Source organism: Pseudomonas sp. ABa2, from assembly GCF_056676075.1.
Window position 1 is genome coordinate 3,424,604 of the sequence record NZ_CM155239.1, and the last position, 15,607, is coordinate 3,440,210.

The following is a 15,607-nucleotide window of genomic DNA, read 5'->3' on the forward strand; positions in this document are numbered from 1 at the left end:
CCCCTGCCGACAGGCAGGGGGTTGCCAGGAACGCGCGCGATGGCCCGGCGCAGCCACCGCGATGCACATCGGACTTGACCCGGACTGGCGCCAGGCGTCTAGAGTGAAGCTTTGCGCCATCAGGACGCCGGAGCCCACATGAATCTCTCGCTACTCAGCCGCTACGCCTTTTTCGCCTTCTGTGCGCTGTTCACCCTGGCCAGCCTGCCCTTTCTCCAGCACGAATGGCTGTGGCCCTTCACCCTGCTCGCCGCCACACTCAGCCTGATCGGCATCGGCGACCTGCTGCAGACGCGCCAGGCGGTGCGGCGCAACTACCCGATCCTGGGCAATATCCGCTACCTGGTCGAGGGCATCCGCCCGGAGATCCGCCAGTACCTGCTCGAAGGCGATAGCGAGCAGCTGCCGTTCTCCCGCGCGCAGCGCTCGCTGGTCTACGCGCGGGCCAAGAACGAGGGTGCCGACAAGCCCTTCGGCACTTTGAGCGACGTGTACCAGAACGGCTTCGAGTTCATCAGCCACTCCATGCGCCCGGCGCCGTTGAGCGACCCCTGCAGCTTTCGCGTGCCGATCGGCGGGCGGCAGTGCCGCCAGCCGTACTCGGCCTCGCTGTTCAACGTCTCGGCGATGAGCTTCGGCTCGCTCAGCGCCAATGCCATCCGCGCGCTGAACCAGGGCGCCAGGCTCGGCAACTTCTACCACGACACCGGCGAAGGCAGCATCAGCCCCTACCACCGCGAGCACGGCGGCGACCTGGTGTGGGAGCTCGGTAGCGGCTACTTCGGCTGCCGCACCGACGACGGCCAGTTCGACCCCGAACGCTTCGCCGCCCAAGCCTGCGATCCGCAGGTGAAGATGATCGAGATCAAGCTCAGCCAGGGCGCCAAGCCCGGCCACGGCGGCATCCTGCCCAAGCACAAGGTCACCGCGGAAATCGCCAGCACCCGCGGCGTGCCCATGGGCCAGGACTGCATCTCGCCGTCGCGCCACAGCGCCTTTGCCACCCCCATCGAGCTGCTGCAGTTCATCGCCAGGCTGCGCGAACTCTCCGGCGGCAAACCGGTGGGCTTCAAGTTCTGCCTGGGCCATCCCTGGGAGTTCATGGCCATCGCCAAGGCCATGCTGGAGACCGGCATCCTGCCCGACTTCATCGTGGTCGACGGCAAGGAAGGCGGCACCGGCGCGGCGCCGCTGGAGTTCACCGATCACCTCGGGGTGCCGCTGCGCGAGGGCCTGCTGTTCGTCCACAACACCCTGGTCGGCTGCAAGCTGCGCGACCAGATCAAGCTCGGCGCCAGCGGCAAGATCGTCAGCGCCTTCGACATCGCCCGGGTGCTGGCCATCGGCGCCGACTGGGCCAACTCGGCGCGCGGCTTCATGTTCGCCATCGGCTGCATCCAGAGCCAGAGCTGCCACACCAACAAGTGCCCGACCGGCGTGGCCACCCAGGACCCGCTGCGTCAGCGCGCCCTGGTGGTCGAGGACAAGGCTCAGCGGGTGCACAACTTCCACCGCAACACGCTCAAGGCGCTGGCCGAGATGCTCGCCGCCGCCGGCCTCGAGCACCCCGCGCAGATCGACGCCAAGCACCTGGTGCAGCGCATGTCCGCCACCGAGATCAAGCTGTTTTCCCAGCAGCACGTGTTCCTCGCCCCCGGCGAGCTGCTCGGCGGGCAGATCGGCGGCGAGTTCTACGAACGCATGTGGCGGATGGCGCGGGCCGACAGCTTCGAGCCGGCGCCGGCCTGAGGCTCAGGCCGGCTGTAAGCGATAGTCTTCGGCGCTGGCGACCACCTCGACATCGGCGACCACCGGCGCCGCGCCGCTGACATGGAATTCGCTGCACAGTTGGCCCAGGTTGCCGGCCAGCTGCTCCAGGCGCTGGCTGTCGTGCGCCACCTCCTGGGCATCGCGCGCGGTGTCGTCGGCGATGCTGCGCACCTGCTGAATCAGCCGCCCCACCTCGCTGGTCGCCGCCAGTTGCTCGCGGGTCGACACGCCGATGGACTGGATGGCCTCGATCGAGCGGTGCACGTTGCCCAGCAGGTCGACGGTCTGCTCGGTGTAGCCGACGCAGCGCGCCACCCCGGCGTGGCTGGCCTGCATCGCCGCCACCGCCCGCGCGCTGCCCTGCTGCAGGCTGGCGATCAGCTCGCGAATCTCGCCGGTGGCCTGCTGGGTGCGCCGCGCCAGCTGGCGCACCTCGTCGGCGACCACGGCGAAACCGCGGCCCTGTTCGCCGGCGCGCGCCGCCTCGATGGCGGCGTTGAGCGCCAGCAGGTTGGTCTGCTCCGCCACCGCGCCGATCACCTCGAGCACCCGGCCGATCTGCTGGCTGCTGTCGGCCAGGGCCTGCACCACCTCGGCGGCGCCCTGCAGGTCGCGCTCCAGCTCGAGAATGCCGGTCTGCGTGGCGCCGATCGCCTGCGCCCCGGCGCTGGCGTCGCGGTCGGCCTGCTGCGCGGTGTGCGCGGCCTGCTCAGCATCCGCCGAGACCTGCACCACGGCCTGGGTCAGCTGTTCGATGGCGCCGCCCATCTGCGCGGTGGCCCCCAGCAGGGCCTCGGCGCACTGGTTCAGCTCGGCGGTGGAGCGGCTCAGGTGACGGCTGGTGTCGTGCAACTCGCCGCCGGCGGCGACCACCCGGCTGACCAGTTGATCGAGCAAACCGAGAAAGCGGTTGAAGCGCTGCGCCAGGCGATTGCCGGCGCCGCTGCGGTAGGCCAGGTCGACCGGCTCGCCCTCGCGCAGCAGGTGCGCCGAGGTGCGCTGCAGGTCCTCGCTGGCCGCCGCCTCGCGTGCACCGTGCACGGCCAGTACCAGCAGCACCAGGGTTTCCGCCACCACGTAGGCGGCGTGGATGAAGATCACCGGCCAGCCGCCGTCGCCGCGCACCACCCAGACCCCGGCGCCGCCCTGCTGCAGGGCGAAGAACGCCACGTGATGCACGGCGATGACCGCGGCCGCACAGAGAATCGGCAGCCAGTCGCGGTAATAGAGCAGAAAGGCCAGCAGCACGAAGACGCTGAAGTGCATCTCCAGCATGCCGTGGCTCTGCTGGATATGCAGCGCGGCCAGCACCATGAAGGCCACGCCCATCAGGCAGCGGTAAGCGCGGCTGCCGCCGATCAGCCGGTACAGCAGGCTCAGGCTCGAGGCCGTGCCGCCGCCGATCACCAGCGCGGCGGCCCAGGTGTCGTGCCAGAAGGCCAGGCCGAAGGCATACAGGGTGATGAGCCAGAGCACCCCGAGCATCAGGCGGTCGGCTTGCAGATGGAATTGGCTGAACATAGAAGCCTCCCTGGCAGGCACGCGAATGGGGCGATTTGTTCTTATTGGCGACTGAAATCTAGCACGCTTGTGCAATAAAGCGACGATAGACACGAGCAAAGTGCCATTACAGCAAACCTTCACGCACCGCCGCCCTCCCTTTACCCGCTACGCGCGCTGAGCCAGACTCGCAGCACCCTCCCGCCGCCCTGGATCGCATCATGGCCCTGCATACCTGGTTGCTGTTTCTCGTCGCCGTGATCGGCCTGTCGCTGACGCCCGGTCCCAACGGCCTGCTGGCGCTGACCCACGGCGCGCTCTACGGTCACCGCAAGGCCAGCTGGACGGTGTTCGGCGGCGTGCTCGGCTTCGCCCTGCTGATGGCCCTGTCGATGTTCGGCCTGGCCGCCCTGCTCAAGGCCTCGGCCGATGCCCTGCTGGTGCTCAAGTGGATCGGCGGCGTCTACCTGATCTGGCTCGGCATCCAGCTCTGGCGGGCGCCGGCGCTGCACCTGACGGTCGCCGGCCAGGGCGCGCAGAAACCTGCCGCCGCACTGTTTCGCCAGGGCCTGCTGGCGGCGCTGTCCAACCCCAAGGTGATCCTGTTCTTCGGCGCCTTCCTGCCGCAGTTCCTCGACCCGGCGCGCAGCCTGTGGCAGCAGTTCGCGGTGATGGCGCTGACCTTCGCCCTGGTCGAAGGCCTGGTGGAATACCTGCTGGCGCGCATGGCGCAGCGCATCCGTCCCTGGCTGGAGCGCAGCGGCCGCGGCTTCAATCGCGGCTGCGGCGGCCTGTTCGCGCTGATGGGCGCCGCCCTGCCGCTGAGCCGCTGAGGGGCCGCTACTTGCCCGATTTCAGCCGACTGAAGGCGCGGGTCAGGGCGCGGTTGAACTCGCGGCCGTTGTCGTTCTTGCTGTACAGCGTGGCGCGCAGCTCGGCCGGCGGGTAGGTGCCGGGGTCGGCGAGCAGCGCCGGGTCGACGAAGGCGTCGGCCGCCGGCACCGCGTTGGCGTAGTAGATGCTGTTGCTGATGGCGCCGATCACCTCGGGGCTCATCAGGTGGTCCATCAGCGCCAGGCCGGCCTCGGGGTGCGGTGCGTCCGCCGGGATGACCATGGCGTCGAACCAGATCAGCGCGCCCTCGCGGGGGATGCGGTAGCTCAGTCGGTAGTCCTTGCCGGCCTGCTCGGCCTGCGCCGCAGCGATGGCGACGTTGCCGTTCCAGGCCATCGCCAGGCAGGTGTTGCCGTTGGCCAGGTCGCTGATATTGCGGTCGTTGTCGAAGTAGCGGATATGCGGCCTGACCTTGGCCAGGTGGGCCTCGGCGGCCTTGAGGTCGTCGAGGTTCTGCCGGTTGATATCCAGCCCCAGGTAGCGGAAGGCGGCGGCGAACACCTCGTTGGGGTCGTTGAGCAAGCTCACCCCGCAGTCGGCGAAGCGCGCCACCACGGCCGGGTCCATCAACATCGCCCAGCTGCCGGTCGGCGCGTCGCTCATGCGCGCGGCGATGGCCTCCTGCTGGTAGCCGAAGCCGGTGGTGCCCCAGACGTACAGCCCGGCGTAACGGTTGCCCGGATCGAACGCGGCCATGTGCGCGGTGAACTCCGCATCCAGCCCGGCGAAGTGCGGCAGGCGCGACTTGTCCAGCTCCTGCAGCGCGCCGCTGGCGATGGCCCGGCTCAGGTGCTGGCCGGCGGTCAGCACCAGGTCGTAGCCGCTGCCGCCGGTGAGCAGCTTGGTTTCCACGGTTTCCAGCGAATCGAAGTGATCGACCACCACGCGGATGCCGGTCTTGGCCTCGAAGGACGCCAGGGTGTCCGGCGCCAGGTACTCGTTCCAGATATACAGATTGACCTGCTTGGCGGGCTCCGCCGCCTGCGCGGCGGCGGACAAGCCGAGGGCAATGCAGAGTGCGGACAGACGCATGGCTATACCTCCTGGCGCTGGGGCGCGGCGTATTGCGGCATGGTGATGCAGGCCACGTTGCCGCCGCCGAGGAGGATTTCCCGCGAGTTGTCGATGCCGAGGATGCGGTGCCTGGGGAACAGCTCGGCCAGGGTGGCCTGGGCGATGCGGTCGTTGGCATCGCCGAACAGCGGCAGGACGATGGCCGAGTTGCCGGCGTAGTAGTTGATGTAGGAGGCGCAGATCTGCGTGCCGGCCTGGCGGGTGTGGGTGGCGTCGTCCTGGTCCAGGCCCTCGGCCTCGGCCGCCGTCCATTCCAGTACGCGCGGCTGCGGCAGCTTGTGCACCTCCAGCGCGCGGCCACGGGCGTCGCGGGTGCTGCGCAGGATGTCGTAGGCCTCCTGGTAGATTTCCCACTGCGGGTCGCGGCGGTCGTCGGTCCACTGCATCACCACCACGCCGGGGCGGACGAAGCAGGCCAGGTCGTCGATATGGCCGTCGGTTTCATCGAACTTGCAGCCGCGCGGCAGCCAGATCACCTGCTCGGCGCCCAGGTAGTTCTGCAGGCGCCGGGTCATCTCGTCCTTGCCCAGGTGGGCGTTGCGGTTGCGGTTGAGCAGGCACTGCTCGGTGGTCAGCAGGGTGCGCTGGCCGTCGCTCTGGATGCCGCCCATCTCGGCGATAAAGGGCGCGCGGTAGCGCTCGAGGCCTTCGATCTCGAGGATCTTCTGGGCGATCTGGTCGTCCTTGTCCCAGGGGTAGTAGAGGCCGCCGTCGAGGCCGCCGTAGGCGTTGAACTCGAAGTCCACACCGCGCACTTCGCCGGACTCGTCGTTGACCAGGAAGGCCGGGCCGCTGTCGCGGAACCAGGTGTCGTTGCAGGTCATCTCGACCACCCGCACCTGGGCCGGCAACTGGCGGCGGGCGTTGGCGTACTGCGCCGCCGAGGCGCACACGGTGACCGGCTCGCTGCTGGCGATGGCGCTGACGATCTCCACCCAGACCTTCTGCGCCGGCTTGCCGCCGTTGCGCCACACGTCCGGGCGCTCCGGCCAGCCGAGCCAGCAGCGGGCCTTGGGTTCGAATTCGCCGGGCAGGCGGAAGCCGTCGGCCTTGGGCAGGGAGGTCAGGGTACGGGCCATGGTGCGGGTCTCTCATTGGCTGGAAGTGCCCCGACAGTACCCGCGGCAGAGCGGCCGCGACCAATGACCATTATCGCGGGATAGCTGAATTCAGTTCACAGGTCGACCAGCTGATCGGTGAACCATTCGATGAAGCTGGCCACCGCCGGTTTATCCAGACGCAGGCGTTCGCAGACCAGCGCGTACTGCCCCAGCGAGGCCACCTGGGCGGCAAACGGGCGCACCAGGCGGCCGCTGGCCAGGTCCTCGGCACTGGTCAGGTTGTCGCCGATGGCCACGCCCTGGCCGCGCGCCGCGGCTTCCATGGTCAGCCCGGCATGACCCAGGTAGAGATGGCGCGCCGGCTGGATGTCGCCGGCGTGGGTGGTCAGCCAGGCGGTCCAGGTCTTGCCGTCCTGGTCGTCGTGCAGCAGGCAGTGGCGGGCGAGATCGCGCGGGTGCTTGAGCGGCAGCTGGTTGAACAGGCCGGGGCTGCACACAGGGAAGAACTGCAGGGTCGGCAGCGGCCGCACGAAGTAGGCGCTGGCGTCCTCGGGGCCGGTGCCGTAGGTGATCGCCAGGTCGATCTCGGCACCGGGCAACGACGCCTCCAGTGGCTGCTCGTGCAGGTGCAGGGTGATCTGCGGGTGGCGTTCGGCGAAATCGGCCAGGCGCCCGACCAACCACTTCTGCGCCAGCTCCACGGTCACCGCGATGCGCAGCTGCGCCTGCGAGCCGGGGTCGCGCAGTTCGTCGCAGGCCTCACCGATCAGCTCGAAGGCCTGCTGCAGGCTGTGCAAGAGACGCCGCGCCTGCGGCGTCGGCCGCACCTGACGGCCCTCGCGCTGGAACAGCGCGGTACCGAGCTGCTCTTCCAGCTGGCGAATCTGGTGGCTCACCGCGCTGTCGGTGACGCACAGCTCGGCGGCGGCGCGACCGAAATGGGCATGCCGCGCGGCGGCCTCGAAGGTGCGCAGGGCGGTGAGCGAAGGCAGGCGGCGCATGGCGATCCCGGTTCCGGCAAAAGCGGCATCCTGGCTCAGGCGCGCACAGCCGACAAGCCATGCGCAGCGGAGCCGCGGCGATGCCCGGGGCGCACCCTACCCAAGCAGCGGCCAGGATGACGACATGCACACGCCCGCGCAAGCGCCGTCAGGGCGCATCCGGGCGGATATCGAAGCCGCCCTTGTTCTGGCTGACGATACGGAAGGCATGGCTTTCGCCGGCCTTGACCGGCACCGCCAGCTCGCGCAGCAGGCGGCCCATGCTGCACAGGGTGTCGTCCTGCTTGTCCAAAGTGATGCCCACCACGCGGGTGCCGGGCCGTACCTGGAAGGTCGCCACCTCGCCGACGCCGATGCGCGCGGCGACCTGGCGATCCACTTCGATGGCCACGTAGCAGCCGCCGCCCAGCATGCCGAAGTCGCGATTGACCACGATCTGCGCGCTGCCCGCGCGGGCCTCCTGAAAGGCCAGCAGGCGCTCGGCCGGCACCGGGCGGACATGTTCCGGGTCGCCGCGAAAGGACGAGCAGCCGGCCAGCAGCAACAACGGCAGAGCGATAAGAAGCGAACGCATGAGGCCCTCCATGGGCGCGGTGGATGCCGCCTGAGTATTGGCGCAGGCAGGCGGCAGCTCAAGTGCCAAAACCCGCTCACCGCTACTCGCCGGCAGGCACCGCACCGCGGCGGCTAGTCGCTCAGCAGTTCGCCACCGTCCAGCAGCGTATCGGCCATATGGATCACGTTGCGGCAGGCTGCCCAGTGGCAGTTCCTGCCGCGGTAGTTGTACAGCAGGTCCTCGAGAAACACGCCCTTGGTCTGGCCCAGGCCGGGTTGCTTGACCGTGGCCAGCCGCGACAGGGCTCGCGCCTCGCCCAGCTTCAGGTTGTCCGGAGCGAGCAGCACGTAGTTGCGCACCTGGTCGCCCGCCTCGTAGGTTTCGGGCAACGCCAGTTGCTTGTCACGCATGGATTTGCACATGCCGGACAGGCCATTGGTGACGTCGACCAGCTTGCCGATATCGTTGTCCAGGGTGTCCAGCCCCTGGAACTGGGCGTGACCGTCCGAGCACCAGAAGGTGATGGTGGTGCCCTCCGGCACCCGGATGTGTTTCGGCCGTTGCTTGTAGACCCTGCAATAACCGCCGTGTCCGGCGAAAACCATGATGTTGCGCAGGAACACGTCGTCGTGCATTTCCGCCAGTTTCATGGCTCGGTCCCTCGAAGAAGTGGATGACACTGCTTGAACCCAGTCGCAAGCGACCGGGTCAAGCTAGCAGTCCACTCCCCTGCGCGCCACGCAGGCCGTCGCCTCAGCCGTGCAAGCGCCTGACCAGCCGCGCCTGCAGCGCTTCCAGCTCAGCCGGATCGGCCTTGTTCGCCGCGTGGATGCCCAGTTGCTCGCCGGGGAAGCGCGGGATCACGTGCATATGGATATGGAACACCGTCTGCCCGGCCGGCGCGCCGTTGAACTGCGCCACCTGCACCCCGGCCGGCTCCAGCTCCTCGACCAGGGCGCGGGTGAGCTTCTGCACCACGGCCATCACCTTGGCCAGGCTGGCCTCGTCGATCTCGAGGATATTGCGCGCGGCGGCGCGCTTGGGAATCACCAGGCTGTGGCCGTAGGACTGCGGGAACAGGTCGAGGAAGGCCAGCACCTCGTCGTCTTCGTAGAGCTTGTAGCAGGGCGCTTCGCCGCGAATGATCTGGGCGAAGATGTTCTGGGGATCGTAGGTACCGTGCAGACTCATGCCGATGGGCTCCGTGCCGGGTGGAGGAAAGCTCGCACCATACCGCCTAGCCCGCTCCCAGGAAACCGGCGCTTCACCGCCGTATGGCTCGCGTCCCCATGTCCCGCCTCGCCGGCGCTTAGGAAACCGGCGGTTGACCGGCGCAACGCTGGCGCCCATACCCGGCCCGAGCATCGGGAACCTGCCGGCATCGCCCGGGTCGATGGGCATTAGCAGCAGGATCGATTTCCCTCGCCCGCACCCCGCGTGTTCTGATCGCCCGCATCCCGTCGCCGTCCCATCCGCCATGGAGTTCACATGACCGACCTCGCCCAGTTCCCCATCACCCGCAAATGGCCCGCCCAGCACCCCGAGCGCCTACAGCTCTACTCGCTGCCCACGCCCAACGGGGTCAAGGTGTCGATCATGCTGGAGGAAACCGGCCTGGCCTATGAGCCGCATCTGGTCAGCTTCGACAGCAACGACCAGTTCAGCGAAGCGTTTCTCTCGCTCAACCCGAACAACAAGATTCCCGCCATCCTCGACCCCGTTGGTCCGAACGGCGAGCCGCTGGCATTGTTCGAGTCCGGCGCCATCCTGCTCTACCTGGCGGAGAAGACCGGCCAGCTGCTGCCGCAGGCTGCCGGTGCGCGCTATCAGGCGATCCAGTGGCTGATGTGGCAGATGGGCGGCGTCGGCCCGATGTTCGGCCAGCTCGGCTTCTTCCACCGCTTCGCCGGCCGCGACTACGAGGACAAGCGTCCGCGCGACCGCTACGTGGCGGAGAGCAAGCGCCTGCTCGGCGTGCTCGACCAGCACCTCGAAGGCCGCGACTGGATCATGGGCAGCGAATACAGCATCGCCGATATCGCCACCTTTCCCTGGATACGCAACCTGGTGGGCTTCTACGAGGCCGGCGAGCTGGTCGAGTTCGAGCGCTTCGCCAACGTGCGCCGCGTGCTCGAGGCCTTCCTCGCCCGCCCCGCCGTGCAGCGCGGCCTGAACATCCCCGCGCGCGGCTGACGCCCCCGAGTTCGACGAAAGCGCCGATCTAGAGCCATTGCCAATCCCCCGACGCGCTGTCGGGGGCCTATAATGCGCCGGCCGTTTGCCCTCCCCGCCCAAGGTTATTCATGAACGACCACGCCGCCAGCGCCGCGACCAACCTGTCGCCTGGCGCGATCCTTCTCATTCAACTCGCCCTGGCCCTCGGCGGCTTCGCCATCGGCACCGGCGAATTCGCCATCATGGGCCTGATGCCCAACGTCGCCGCCGACCTGGGCATCAGCGAGCCGCAGGTCGGCCACGTGATCAGCGCCTACGCCCTCGGCGTGATGGTCGGCGCGCCGATCCTCGCCCTGCTCGGTGCGCGCCTGCCCAGGCGCATCCTGCTGTTGCTGCTGATGGGCTGCTTCGCCCTCGGCAACTTCGCCAGCGCCCTGGCCCCGGACTACCTGTCGCTGATGCTGTTCCGCTTCGTCGCCGGCCTGCCGCATGGCGCCTACTTCGGCATCGCCATGCTGGTGGCGGCGAACATGGCGCCGCCGCACAAGCGGGCCAAGGCGGTGAGCCGGGTGCTGGCCGGTCTCACCGTCGCCATCCTGATCGGCAACCCGCTGGCCACCTGGCTCGGCCAGGGCCTGAGCTGGCGTTACGCCTTCGCCCTGGTCGGGGTGATCGCCATCACCACCATCGCCATGGTGGCGATCTTCCTGCCGACCGATCGCAACGAGCAACGCTCCAGCCCGATCGGCGAGCTGCGTGCCTTCAACCGCGCGCCGATCTGGCTGGCCATGGCCATCGGTTCGATCGGCTTCGCCGGGATGTTCTGCGTGTTCGCCTACATGGCGCCCACCCTGCTGCAGGTGACCGGCGTGCAACCGGGCTGGATTCCGCTGGCGATGGCGCTCTTCGGCGCCGGCTGCATCGTCGGCAACAGCGCCGGCGGCTGGCTGTTCGACCGCCTGCGCTTCAAGGCGGTGGCCTGGATTCTGCTGTGGAGCGCGCTGGTGCTTCTGTTGATGCCGCTGGCGGCGCAATCGGTGTGGAGCGTGGCCCCGGCGATCTTCGCCCTGGGCACCATGATCGCCCTCGGCCCGGCGCTGCAGACCCACCTGATGGACGTGGCCACCGGCGCGCAGACCCTGGCCGCGGCCTCCAACCACGCCGCCTTCAACATCGCCAACGCCCTCGGCCCCTGGCTCGGCGGCCTGGCCATCGGCGCCGGCCTGGGCTGGACGGTCACCGGCTATATCGGCGCGGCCACCGCCGTGCTCGGCCTCGGCCTGTTCGCCTGGGCCTGGCAGGTGCAGCGGGTCGCGACGGCGCCCGCCGAGCCGGCGGCGAGCTAGCACGGCGCGCCAGCGGCAGGTATCTTCTGTCGCCAACGCCAACCGCCCTTGCCCATCGAGTCGCCCATGAATCCGCGCCTGCTTCGCCCCCTCCTCCTCTGCAGCCTCGCCCTCGCCGCGCTCGGCGCGCAGGCCCGGGTCGAGGTCGAGGCGCGGGACGGCCTGCTGGCGGCGAAGATTTCCGAAGAGATCGCCCCCGGCGACTACGAGAAACTGCTGCAGGGCCTGCGTGCCCATCCGGGCAGCTACAGCCGCAAGATCGTCCTGCTCGACAGCATCGGCGGCAGCGCCCCGGAGGCGATGCGCATGGGCCGCCTGCTGCGCGAGACCGGCTTCGAGGCGCTGGTGCCGTCCGATGGGGTCTGCCAGGGCAGCTGCGTCTACCTGCTGGCGGCCGGCAAGCGCAAGATCGTCAAGGGTCACGTCGCCCTGCGTCGCCCGCCCTTCGCCGCCGGCGACTCGGCCCAGGCGCAGGCCGCCCACGGCAGTCAGCCGTTCAGCCCGGCCGCTTACTTGCGCGAGATGGGTGTCGATATCGGCCTGGCCGAAGACATCTACCGCGCCGCCCCCGGCCAGTTGCGCCTGCTGAGCAGGGACGACCTGGCGCGCTACAGGTTGCACTGAGGCGCCCAAAACCACTGCCGCCCAGGCCGGGAGACCACTCGCCCCGCTCCAGCAGCGACGGGACAGGCGAGGCGCACTGCCGCATATCGCCACGCCGGGAGCAACGCGCGGACAGCGACTAGGCTGCATGACGGGCCCATGCCCTGTCTCCGTCCCCCCTACAAGGAGGTACCCGCGATGGTTTCAGCCCTGATTCAGAACGTCGCCCTCAACAACCATTCGCCGGCCGGCGGCATGCTGCCCTACCACCAGAACTGCGTGGCCATGGCCTTCTCCCGCACCCTCGGCATCGGCGTCAACGCGGCGGTCAACCTGTTCATCGCCAACGGCTGGGTGGGCAGCGCCAGCGCCCTGCAGTACGACAACGCCATCGCCACCATCGTCGCGCAGCTGCCGCTGGCCAACGTCGCCCTGGACGAGTCCTGGCTGTCGCTCAAGCCACGCCTGAGCACGCTGGCGGATGGCCGCTACTTCGCCGTCAACTCGGGGGCCAACAACTTCGGCGGCACCGGCATCGGCCATGCCTTCGCCATCGTCAAACACGGCAGCTGGGGCACCGCCGCCAACAACTCGGAGAAAACCGACAGCAACTACGGCAGCAGCATCGCCGGCTCGAGCAAGATCAGCCTGTGGGGGCCGGCCTAGGCTGGCCCCGCTACGCCCAGGCCCGGCGCGCCGGGGTCATGGCTGCGACGCAGCGCAGACAACGCACTAGCGTGCTTTCTTCCTACCGGTCTTGCGCGCATGGGCGCCGGCGGCGGCAGCCTTGAGCAGGCGCTGGAAGGTCGGGCACTCGGCGTGGCTCGGCGCCGGGCAGGCCGCGGCATGCCGCAGCCCCCGGCTCATGGCGCGCAGACGCTTGATGCTGGCGTCTATCTCGTCGGCCTTGGCCAGTAGCGCCTGGCGATCGATTTGCGGTTCGCCATGGCTGGTCAGCATGTTGCGGATCTCGTCCAAGCTGAACCCGGCGGACTGGCCGAGGGAGATCAGCGCCAGCTGATCCAATACCTGCGCGGCGAAACGGCGCCGCTCGCCCTGCCGGTTGAGCACCCGCAGCAAGCCCTTCTCCTCGTAGAAACGCAGCGTCGATGCTGGCAGACCGGAACGCCTGGCGACTTCGGCGATATCCATGCACACCCCTTGACTTCAAGTTCACTTGAACTTGTAGCCTCACATCGAAGCCAGCAATGGTCAACCCGAGTGAGGCCCCAAAATGAACCCGTTACTGCACGATCTCTTGCCGATATTCGCCATAGGCGCCGGCGCCACCCTGGTGATGGACGCCTGGTTGCTGCTCCTGCGGCGCCTGGGCATCGCCACCCTGAGTTTCGCCCTGGTCGGTCGCTGGGTCGGCCACCTGCTGCGCGGCCGGGTCCGTCACACCGCCATCGCCAGGACGGCGCCGGTTCGCGGCGAACTGGCGCTGGGCTGGCTCGTCCACTACGCCACCGGCATCGTCTTCGCCGCCCTGCTGCTGATTCTCACCGGTCCGGGCTGGGCTGCGCGTCCCTCACTACTGCCGGCCCTGGCGCTGGGCCTGGTCACCGTGGCCGTGCCGCTGCTGCTGATCCAGCCGGCGATGGGCGCCGGCATCGTTTCGCGCCACACGCCGACGCCGCTGAAGAACTGCCTGAAAAGCCTGGCCACCCATGGCGTGTTCGGCCTCGGCCTGTACCTGAGCGCCAGTCTGCTGGCCGCGCTACCAGCCTGAGCCACACCTTCGCCCCAACCCCGCCGAGCCTGCGTGCCGGCACCACCACTGGAGAACATTCGATGATTTCGCCGAAATACGCCCCCCTGCTGTTCGCCCTGATCCTTTCCGGCCTGATGTCGCTGCTGGTCTCGGGCATCGCCACCCTGCGCGCCACAGGACTGGCGCCGCAGTTCGCAACACTCTGGCTGAGCGCCTGGCTGACGGCCTGGCTGTTCGCCTTCCCTACCGTGCTGCTGGTGGCGCCGCTGACCCAGAGGCTGGTCAGGGTGCTGGTGACCAGCAAATAGCCGGTTGCGCCCGGGAGAGTCGGCGCCAGATGTCGTGATCGCCCTTATCGGGCCATGCCCGACAGGGCAGCGCCGATGGCCGCGCGCACTCAGGGGCCCAGGTAGCGCCGTTCGATGCGGGCGTAGCTGCCGTCCTCCACCAGCCCGCGCAGGGCGGCGGCGTAGTTCTGCACGAACTCGGGCTGCACACTCTTCCTGCTGAAGGCCACCTCCGCCGCGTCGCTGGACACCACCACGGCGGTCGGGCGGATATGCTCGCTCAGCCCCAGGCTCTGCAGTTCGAAACGGCCAGAATGTTCGTCGGCGATCAGGCCGTCGATGCGTCGCCGGGCGACCATCTGCCATAGGTTCAGACGAGTGGCGTTGAGCACCACGCGGCTGGCGAAGGCCTCGTCGGCCATCAGCGTCTGGTAGTCCGCCCCGTAGGACACGCCGATCTGCGCGCCGAGGCGCAGCGGCGTGTCGCGCAGTTGCAGCAGGTTATCCAGCGGCCAGCGCTGCGCCGCATCGCGGCGCAGGAAGAGGATATTGCGCGACGGCTGGAGAATGACGCCGGAGAAGTGCGCGTAGGCCTCGCGTTCCGGCTTGCGGAAGGTGCCGGGCAGGACGTCGAGGCGGCCCTGCTCCAGCTCCAGCAGCGCCCTGGCCCAGGGCAGGCGTACCAAGCGCGCCTGGCAGCCCAGGCGGGCGAACACCGCGCGATTGAGGTCGATATAGATGCCGCCGACCGAGCCGTCCTCCAGCTCCATGCTGAAGGGCGGGTCGTGATCCCAGCGCAGCGACAGTTCGCAGTTCGCCCCGGCCAGCCCCGGCAACAGCGTAAGCAGCAGCAGGAAGCGGCGCAGGGCACCTGGGCGAGCCAGCGGGGGACGAACTGCAGATAGCGTCAAAGGCGACTCTCGGGACTACAGGGGACCGATATGCCCGAGTCTAGGGAAAGCGCGGGTGGATGGCAAAGCGCCATGGCCAGCGCGTGCGACGACGCCGACGAGACGTCGTCGCGTCAGGCTGAACCTGGGGATAACGCCCGTAGCGGCTCTTAGCGCGTGGCCGCGAAGCCCTTTACCCGCTCCAGCCAGGCCGGGTCGAGGCGGTTCTGCTCCAGTTCCAGCCCCTGCGCCTGCATGGCTTCGCAGTGCGCGTCGATCTCGCGCACCATCTGGCTCAGCTCGCTGGAGTTGCCGTCGAGCTGGTGCATCTGGGTCAGACCCAGGTGATAGAAGCGCAGCAGCTTCATCGCGCTGGCGTCGCCCTGGGCCACGCCGGCTTTTACGTGGTGCATGACATTGGTCACGCGCATCAGGCTGCGCTTGAGCCGCCAACCGTACACCGCCGCCGCCATCAAGGGCCGCGACCACAGCTGCAGGCGCACCAAGGCGACGGTCAGGCCCAGGCCGGCCAGCACCCCGAGCAGGTTCCAGCGGAAATTGTCGCCGCCGGGCGTGCCGAACAGCTGGGTGCTGGCGGTGGCGCAGAGCATGGCCAGCGCCAGGAAGATGACCGCGATCAGCAGCGTGCTGCGGCGGGTCTGCTGGCGGTAGTGCTCGGGATTGATGGGGGTGATTTCGAACATGACAGACAATTCTCGACTGTGATTGGGCGGGC

General features: G+C 68.7%; 18 protein-coding genes. 8 read left to right on the forward strand and 10 right to left on the reverse strand.

Annotation, left to right across the window (positions count from 1 at the left end; genetic code table 11):
• Positions 1-138: 138 nt before the first annotated feature.
• Entirely contained in the window at positions 139-1,749 is a 1,611-nt protein-coding gene (locus AC1G9C_RS16650) for an FMN-binding glutamate synthase family protein (RefSeq protein WP_480408231.1), read from the forward strand.
• A 3-nt stretch (positions 1,750-1,752) separates the two neighbouring features.
• Here the strand turns inward: AC1G9C_RS16650 and AC1G9C_RS16655 are convergent, their stop codons facing one another.
• Positions 1,753-3,291 (reverse strand): methyl-accepting chemotaxis protein, encoded by a 1,539-nt coding sequence (locus AC1G9C_RS16655; protein ID WP_480408232.1) that lies wholly within the window; start codon positions 3,289-3,291, stop codon positions 1,753-1,755.
• A gap of 200 nt (positions 3,292-3,491) precedes the next feature.
• On the opposite strand from AC1G9C_RS16655, the gene AC1G9C_RS16660 reads away from it, so the two are divergent.
• Complete coding sequence (locus AC1G9C_RS16660) at positions 3,492-4,103, forward strand: LysE family translocator (RefSeq protein ID WP_480408233.1); 612 nt, start codon at positions 3,492-3,494, stop codon at positions 4,101-4,103.
• Positions 4,104-4,110: 7 nt separating this feature from the next.
• Here the strand turns inward: AC1G9C_RS16660 and AC1G9C_RS16665 are convergent, their stop codons facing one another.
• From AC1G9C_RS16665 to AC1G9C_RS16690, 6 genes are all read right to left on the reverse strand, one after another.
• The gene (locus AC1G9C_RS16665) at positions 4,111-5,196 is read right to left on the reverse strand and encodes an extracellular solute-binding protein (protein WP_480408234.1); all 1,086 of its coding nucleotides are present in this window, start codon (positions 5,194-5,196) and stop codon (positions 4,111-4,113) included.
• A gap of 2 nt (positions 5,197-5,198) precedes the next feature.
• The gene (gene aguA / locus AC1G9C_RS16670) at positions 5,199-6,317 is read right to left on the reverse strand and encodes an agmatine deiminase (RefSeq protein ID WP_480408235.1); all 1,119 of its coding nucleotides are present in this window, start codon (positions 6,315-6,317) and stop codon (positions 5,199-5,201) included.
• 95 nt (positions 6,318-6,412) lie between these two features.
• Positions 6,413-7,300 carry a LysR substrate-binding domain-containing protein gene (locus AC1G9C_RS16675; protein WP_480408236.1) on the reverse strand — a complete coding sequence of 296 codons (888 nt, stop codon included), beginning with the start codon at positions 7,298-7,300 and terminating at the stop codon, positions 6,413-6,415.
• Positions 7,301-7,448: 148 nt separating this feature from the next.
• Positions 7,449-7,874: a 3-isopropylmalate dehydratase gene (locus AC1G9C_RS16680; RefSeq protein ID WP_480408237.1), complete on the reverse strand. Its 426-nt coding sequence runs from the start codon at positions 7,872-7,874 to the stop codon at positions 7,449-7,451.
• Positions 7,875-7,987: 113 nt separating this feature from the next.
• Entirely contained in the window at positions 7,988-8,506 is a 519-nt protein-coding gene (locus tag AC1G9C_RS16685) for a putative adhesin (protein WP_480408238.1), read from the reverse strand.
• Positions 8,507-8,609: 103 nt separating this feature from the next.
• A complete protein-coding gene (locus AC1G9C_RS16690) occupies positions 8,610-9,047 on the reverse strand; it encodes an HIT family protein (RefSeq protein ID WP_480408239.1) in 438 nt (145 codons plus the stop codon).
• Between the two features lie 297 nt (positions 9,048-9,344).
• Here AC1G9C_RS16690 and AC1G9C_RS16695 point away from each other — a divergent pair, with 297 nt between their 5' ends.
• From AC1G9C_RS16695 to AC1G9C_RS16710, 4 genes are all read left to right on the forward strand, one after another.
• The gene (locus AC1G9C_RS16695) at positions 9,345-10,049 is read left to right on the forward strand and encodes a glutathione S-transferase N-terminal domain-containing protein (protein WP_021441944.1); all 705 of its coding nucleotides are present in this window, start codon (positions 9,345-9,347) and stop codon (positions 10,047-10,049) included.
• Between the two features lie 110 nt (positions 10,050-10,159).
• Positions 10,160-11,377, forward strand: a complete 1,218-nt coding sequence (locus AC1G9C_RS16700) for an MFS transporter (protein ID WP_480408240.1) — start codon at positions 10,160-10,162, stop codon at positions 11,375-11,377.
• A gap of 66 nt (positions 11,378-11,443) precedes the next feature.
• A complete protein-coding gene (locus AC1G9C_RS16705) occupies positions 11,444-12,001 on the forward strand; it encodes a COG3904 family protein (protein ID WP_122107494.1) in 558 nt (185 codons plus the stop codon).
• Positions 12,002-12,178: 177 nt separating this feature from the next.
• The gene (locus AC1G9C_RS16710) at positions 12,179-12,646 is read left to right on the forward strand and encodes a hypothetical protein (RefSeq protein WP_480408241.1); all 468 of its coding nucleotides are present in this window, start codon (positions 12,179-12,181) and stop codon (positions 12,644-12,646) included.
• A gap of 66 nt (positions 12,647-12,712) precedes the next feature.
• Here the strand turns inward: AC1G9C_RS16710 and AC1G9C_RS16715 are convergent, their stop codons facing one another.
• Positions 12,713-13,132 (reverse strand): helix-turn-helix domain-containing protein, encoded by a 420-nt coding sequence (locus AC1G9C_RS16715; RefSeq protein ID WP_021444440.1) that lies wholly within the window; start codon positions 13,130-13,132, stop codon positions 12,713-12,715.
• 82 nt (positions 13,133-13,214) lie between these two features.
• Between AC1G9C_RS16715 and AC1G9C_RS16720 the strand changes: the two genes are divergently transcribed.
• Positions 13,215-13,712, forward strand: coding sequence for a DUF2938 domain-containing protein (locus AC1G9C_RS16720; protein ID WP_480408242.1), 498 nt, complete (start codon positions 13,215-13,217; stop codon positions 13,710-13,712).
• A 62-nt stretch (positions 13,713-13,774) separates the two neighbouring features.
• A complete protein-coding gene (locus AC1G9C_RS16725) occupies positions 13,775-14,002 on the forward strand; it encodes a DUF2798 domain-containing protein (protein WP_021444438.1) in 228 nt (75 codons plus the stop codon).
• Positions 14,003-14,091: 89 nt separating this feature from the next.
• Here AC1G9C_RS16725 and AC1G9C_RS16730 read toward each other — a convergent pair whose 3' ends face one another.
• Entirely contained in the window at positions 14,092-14,892 is an 801-nt protein-coding gene (locus AC1G9C_RS16730) for a substrate-binding periplasmic protein (RefSeq protein ID WP_480408243.1), read from the reverse strand.
• 149 nt (positions 14,893-15,041) lie between these two features.
• Positions 15,042-15,575 (reverse strand): DUF3087 domain-containing protein, encoded by a 534-nt coding sequence (locus AC1G9C_RS16735; protein WP_480408244.1) that lies wholly within the window; start codon positions 15,573-15,575, stop codon positions 15,042-15,044.
• Between the last annotated feature and the right edge of the window lie 32 nt (positions 15,576-15,607).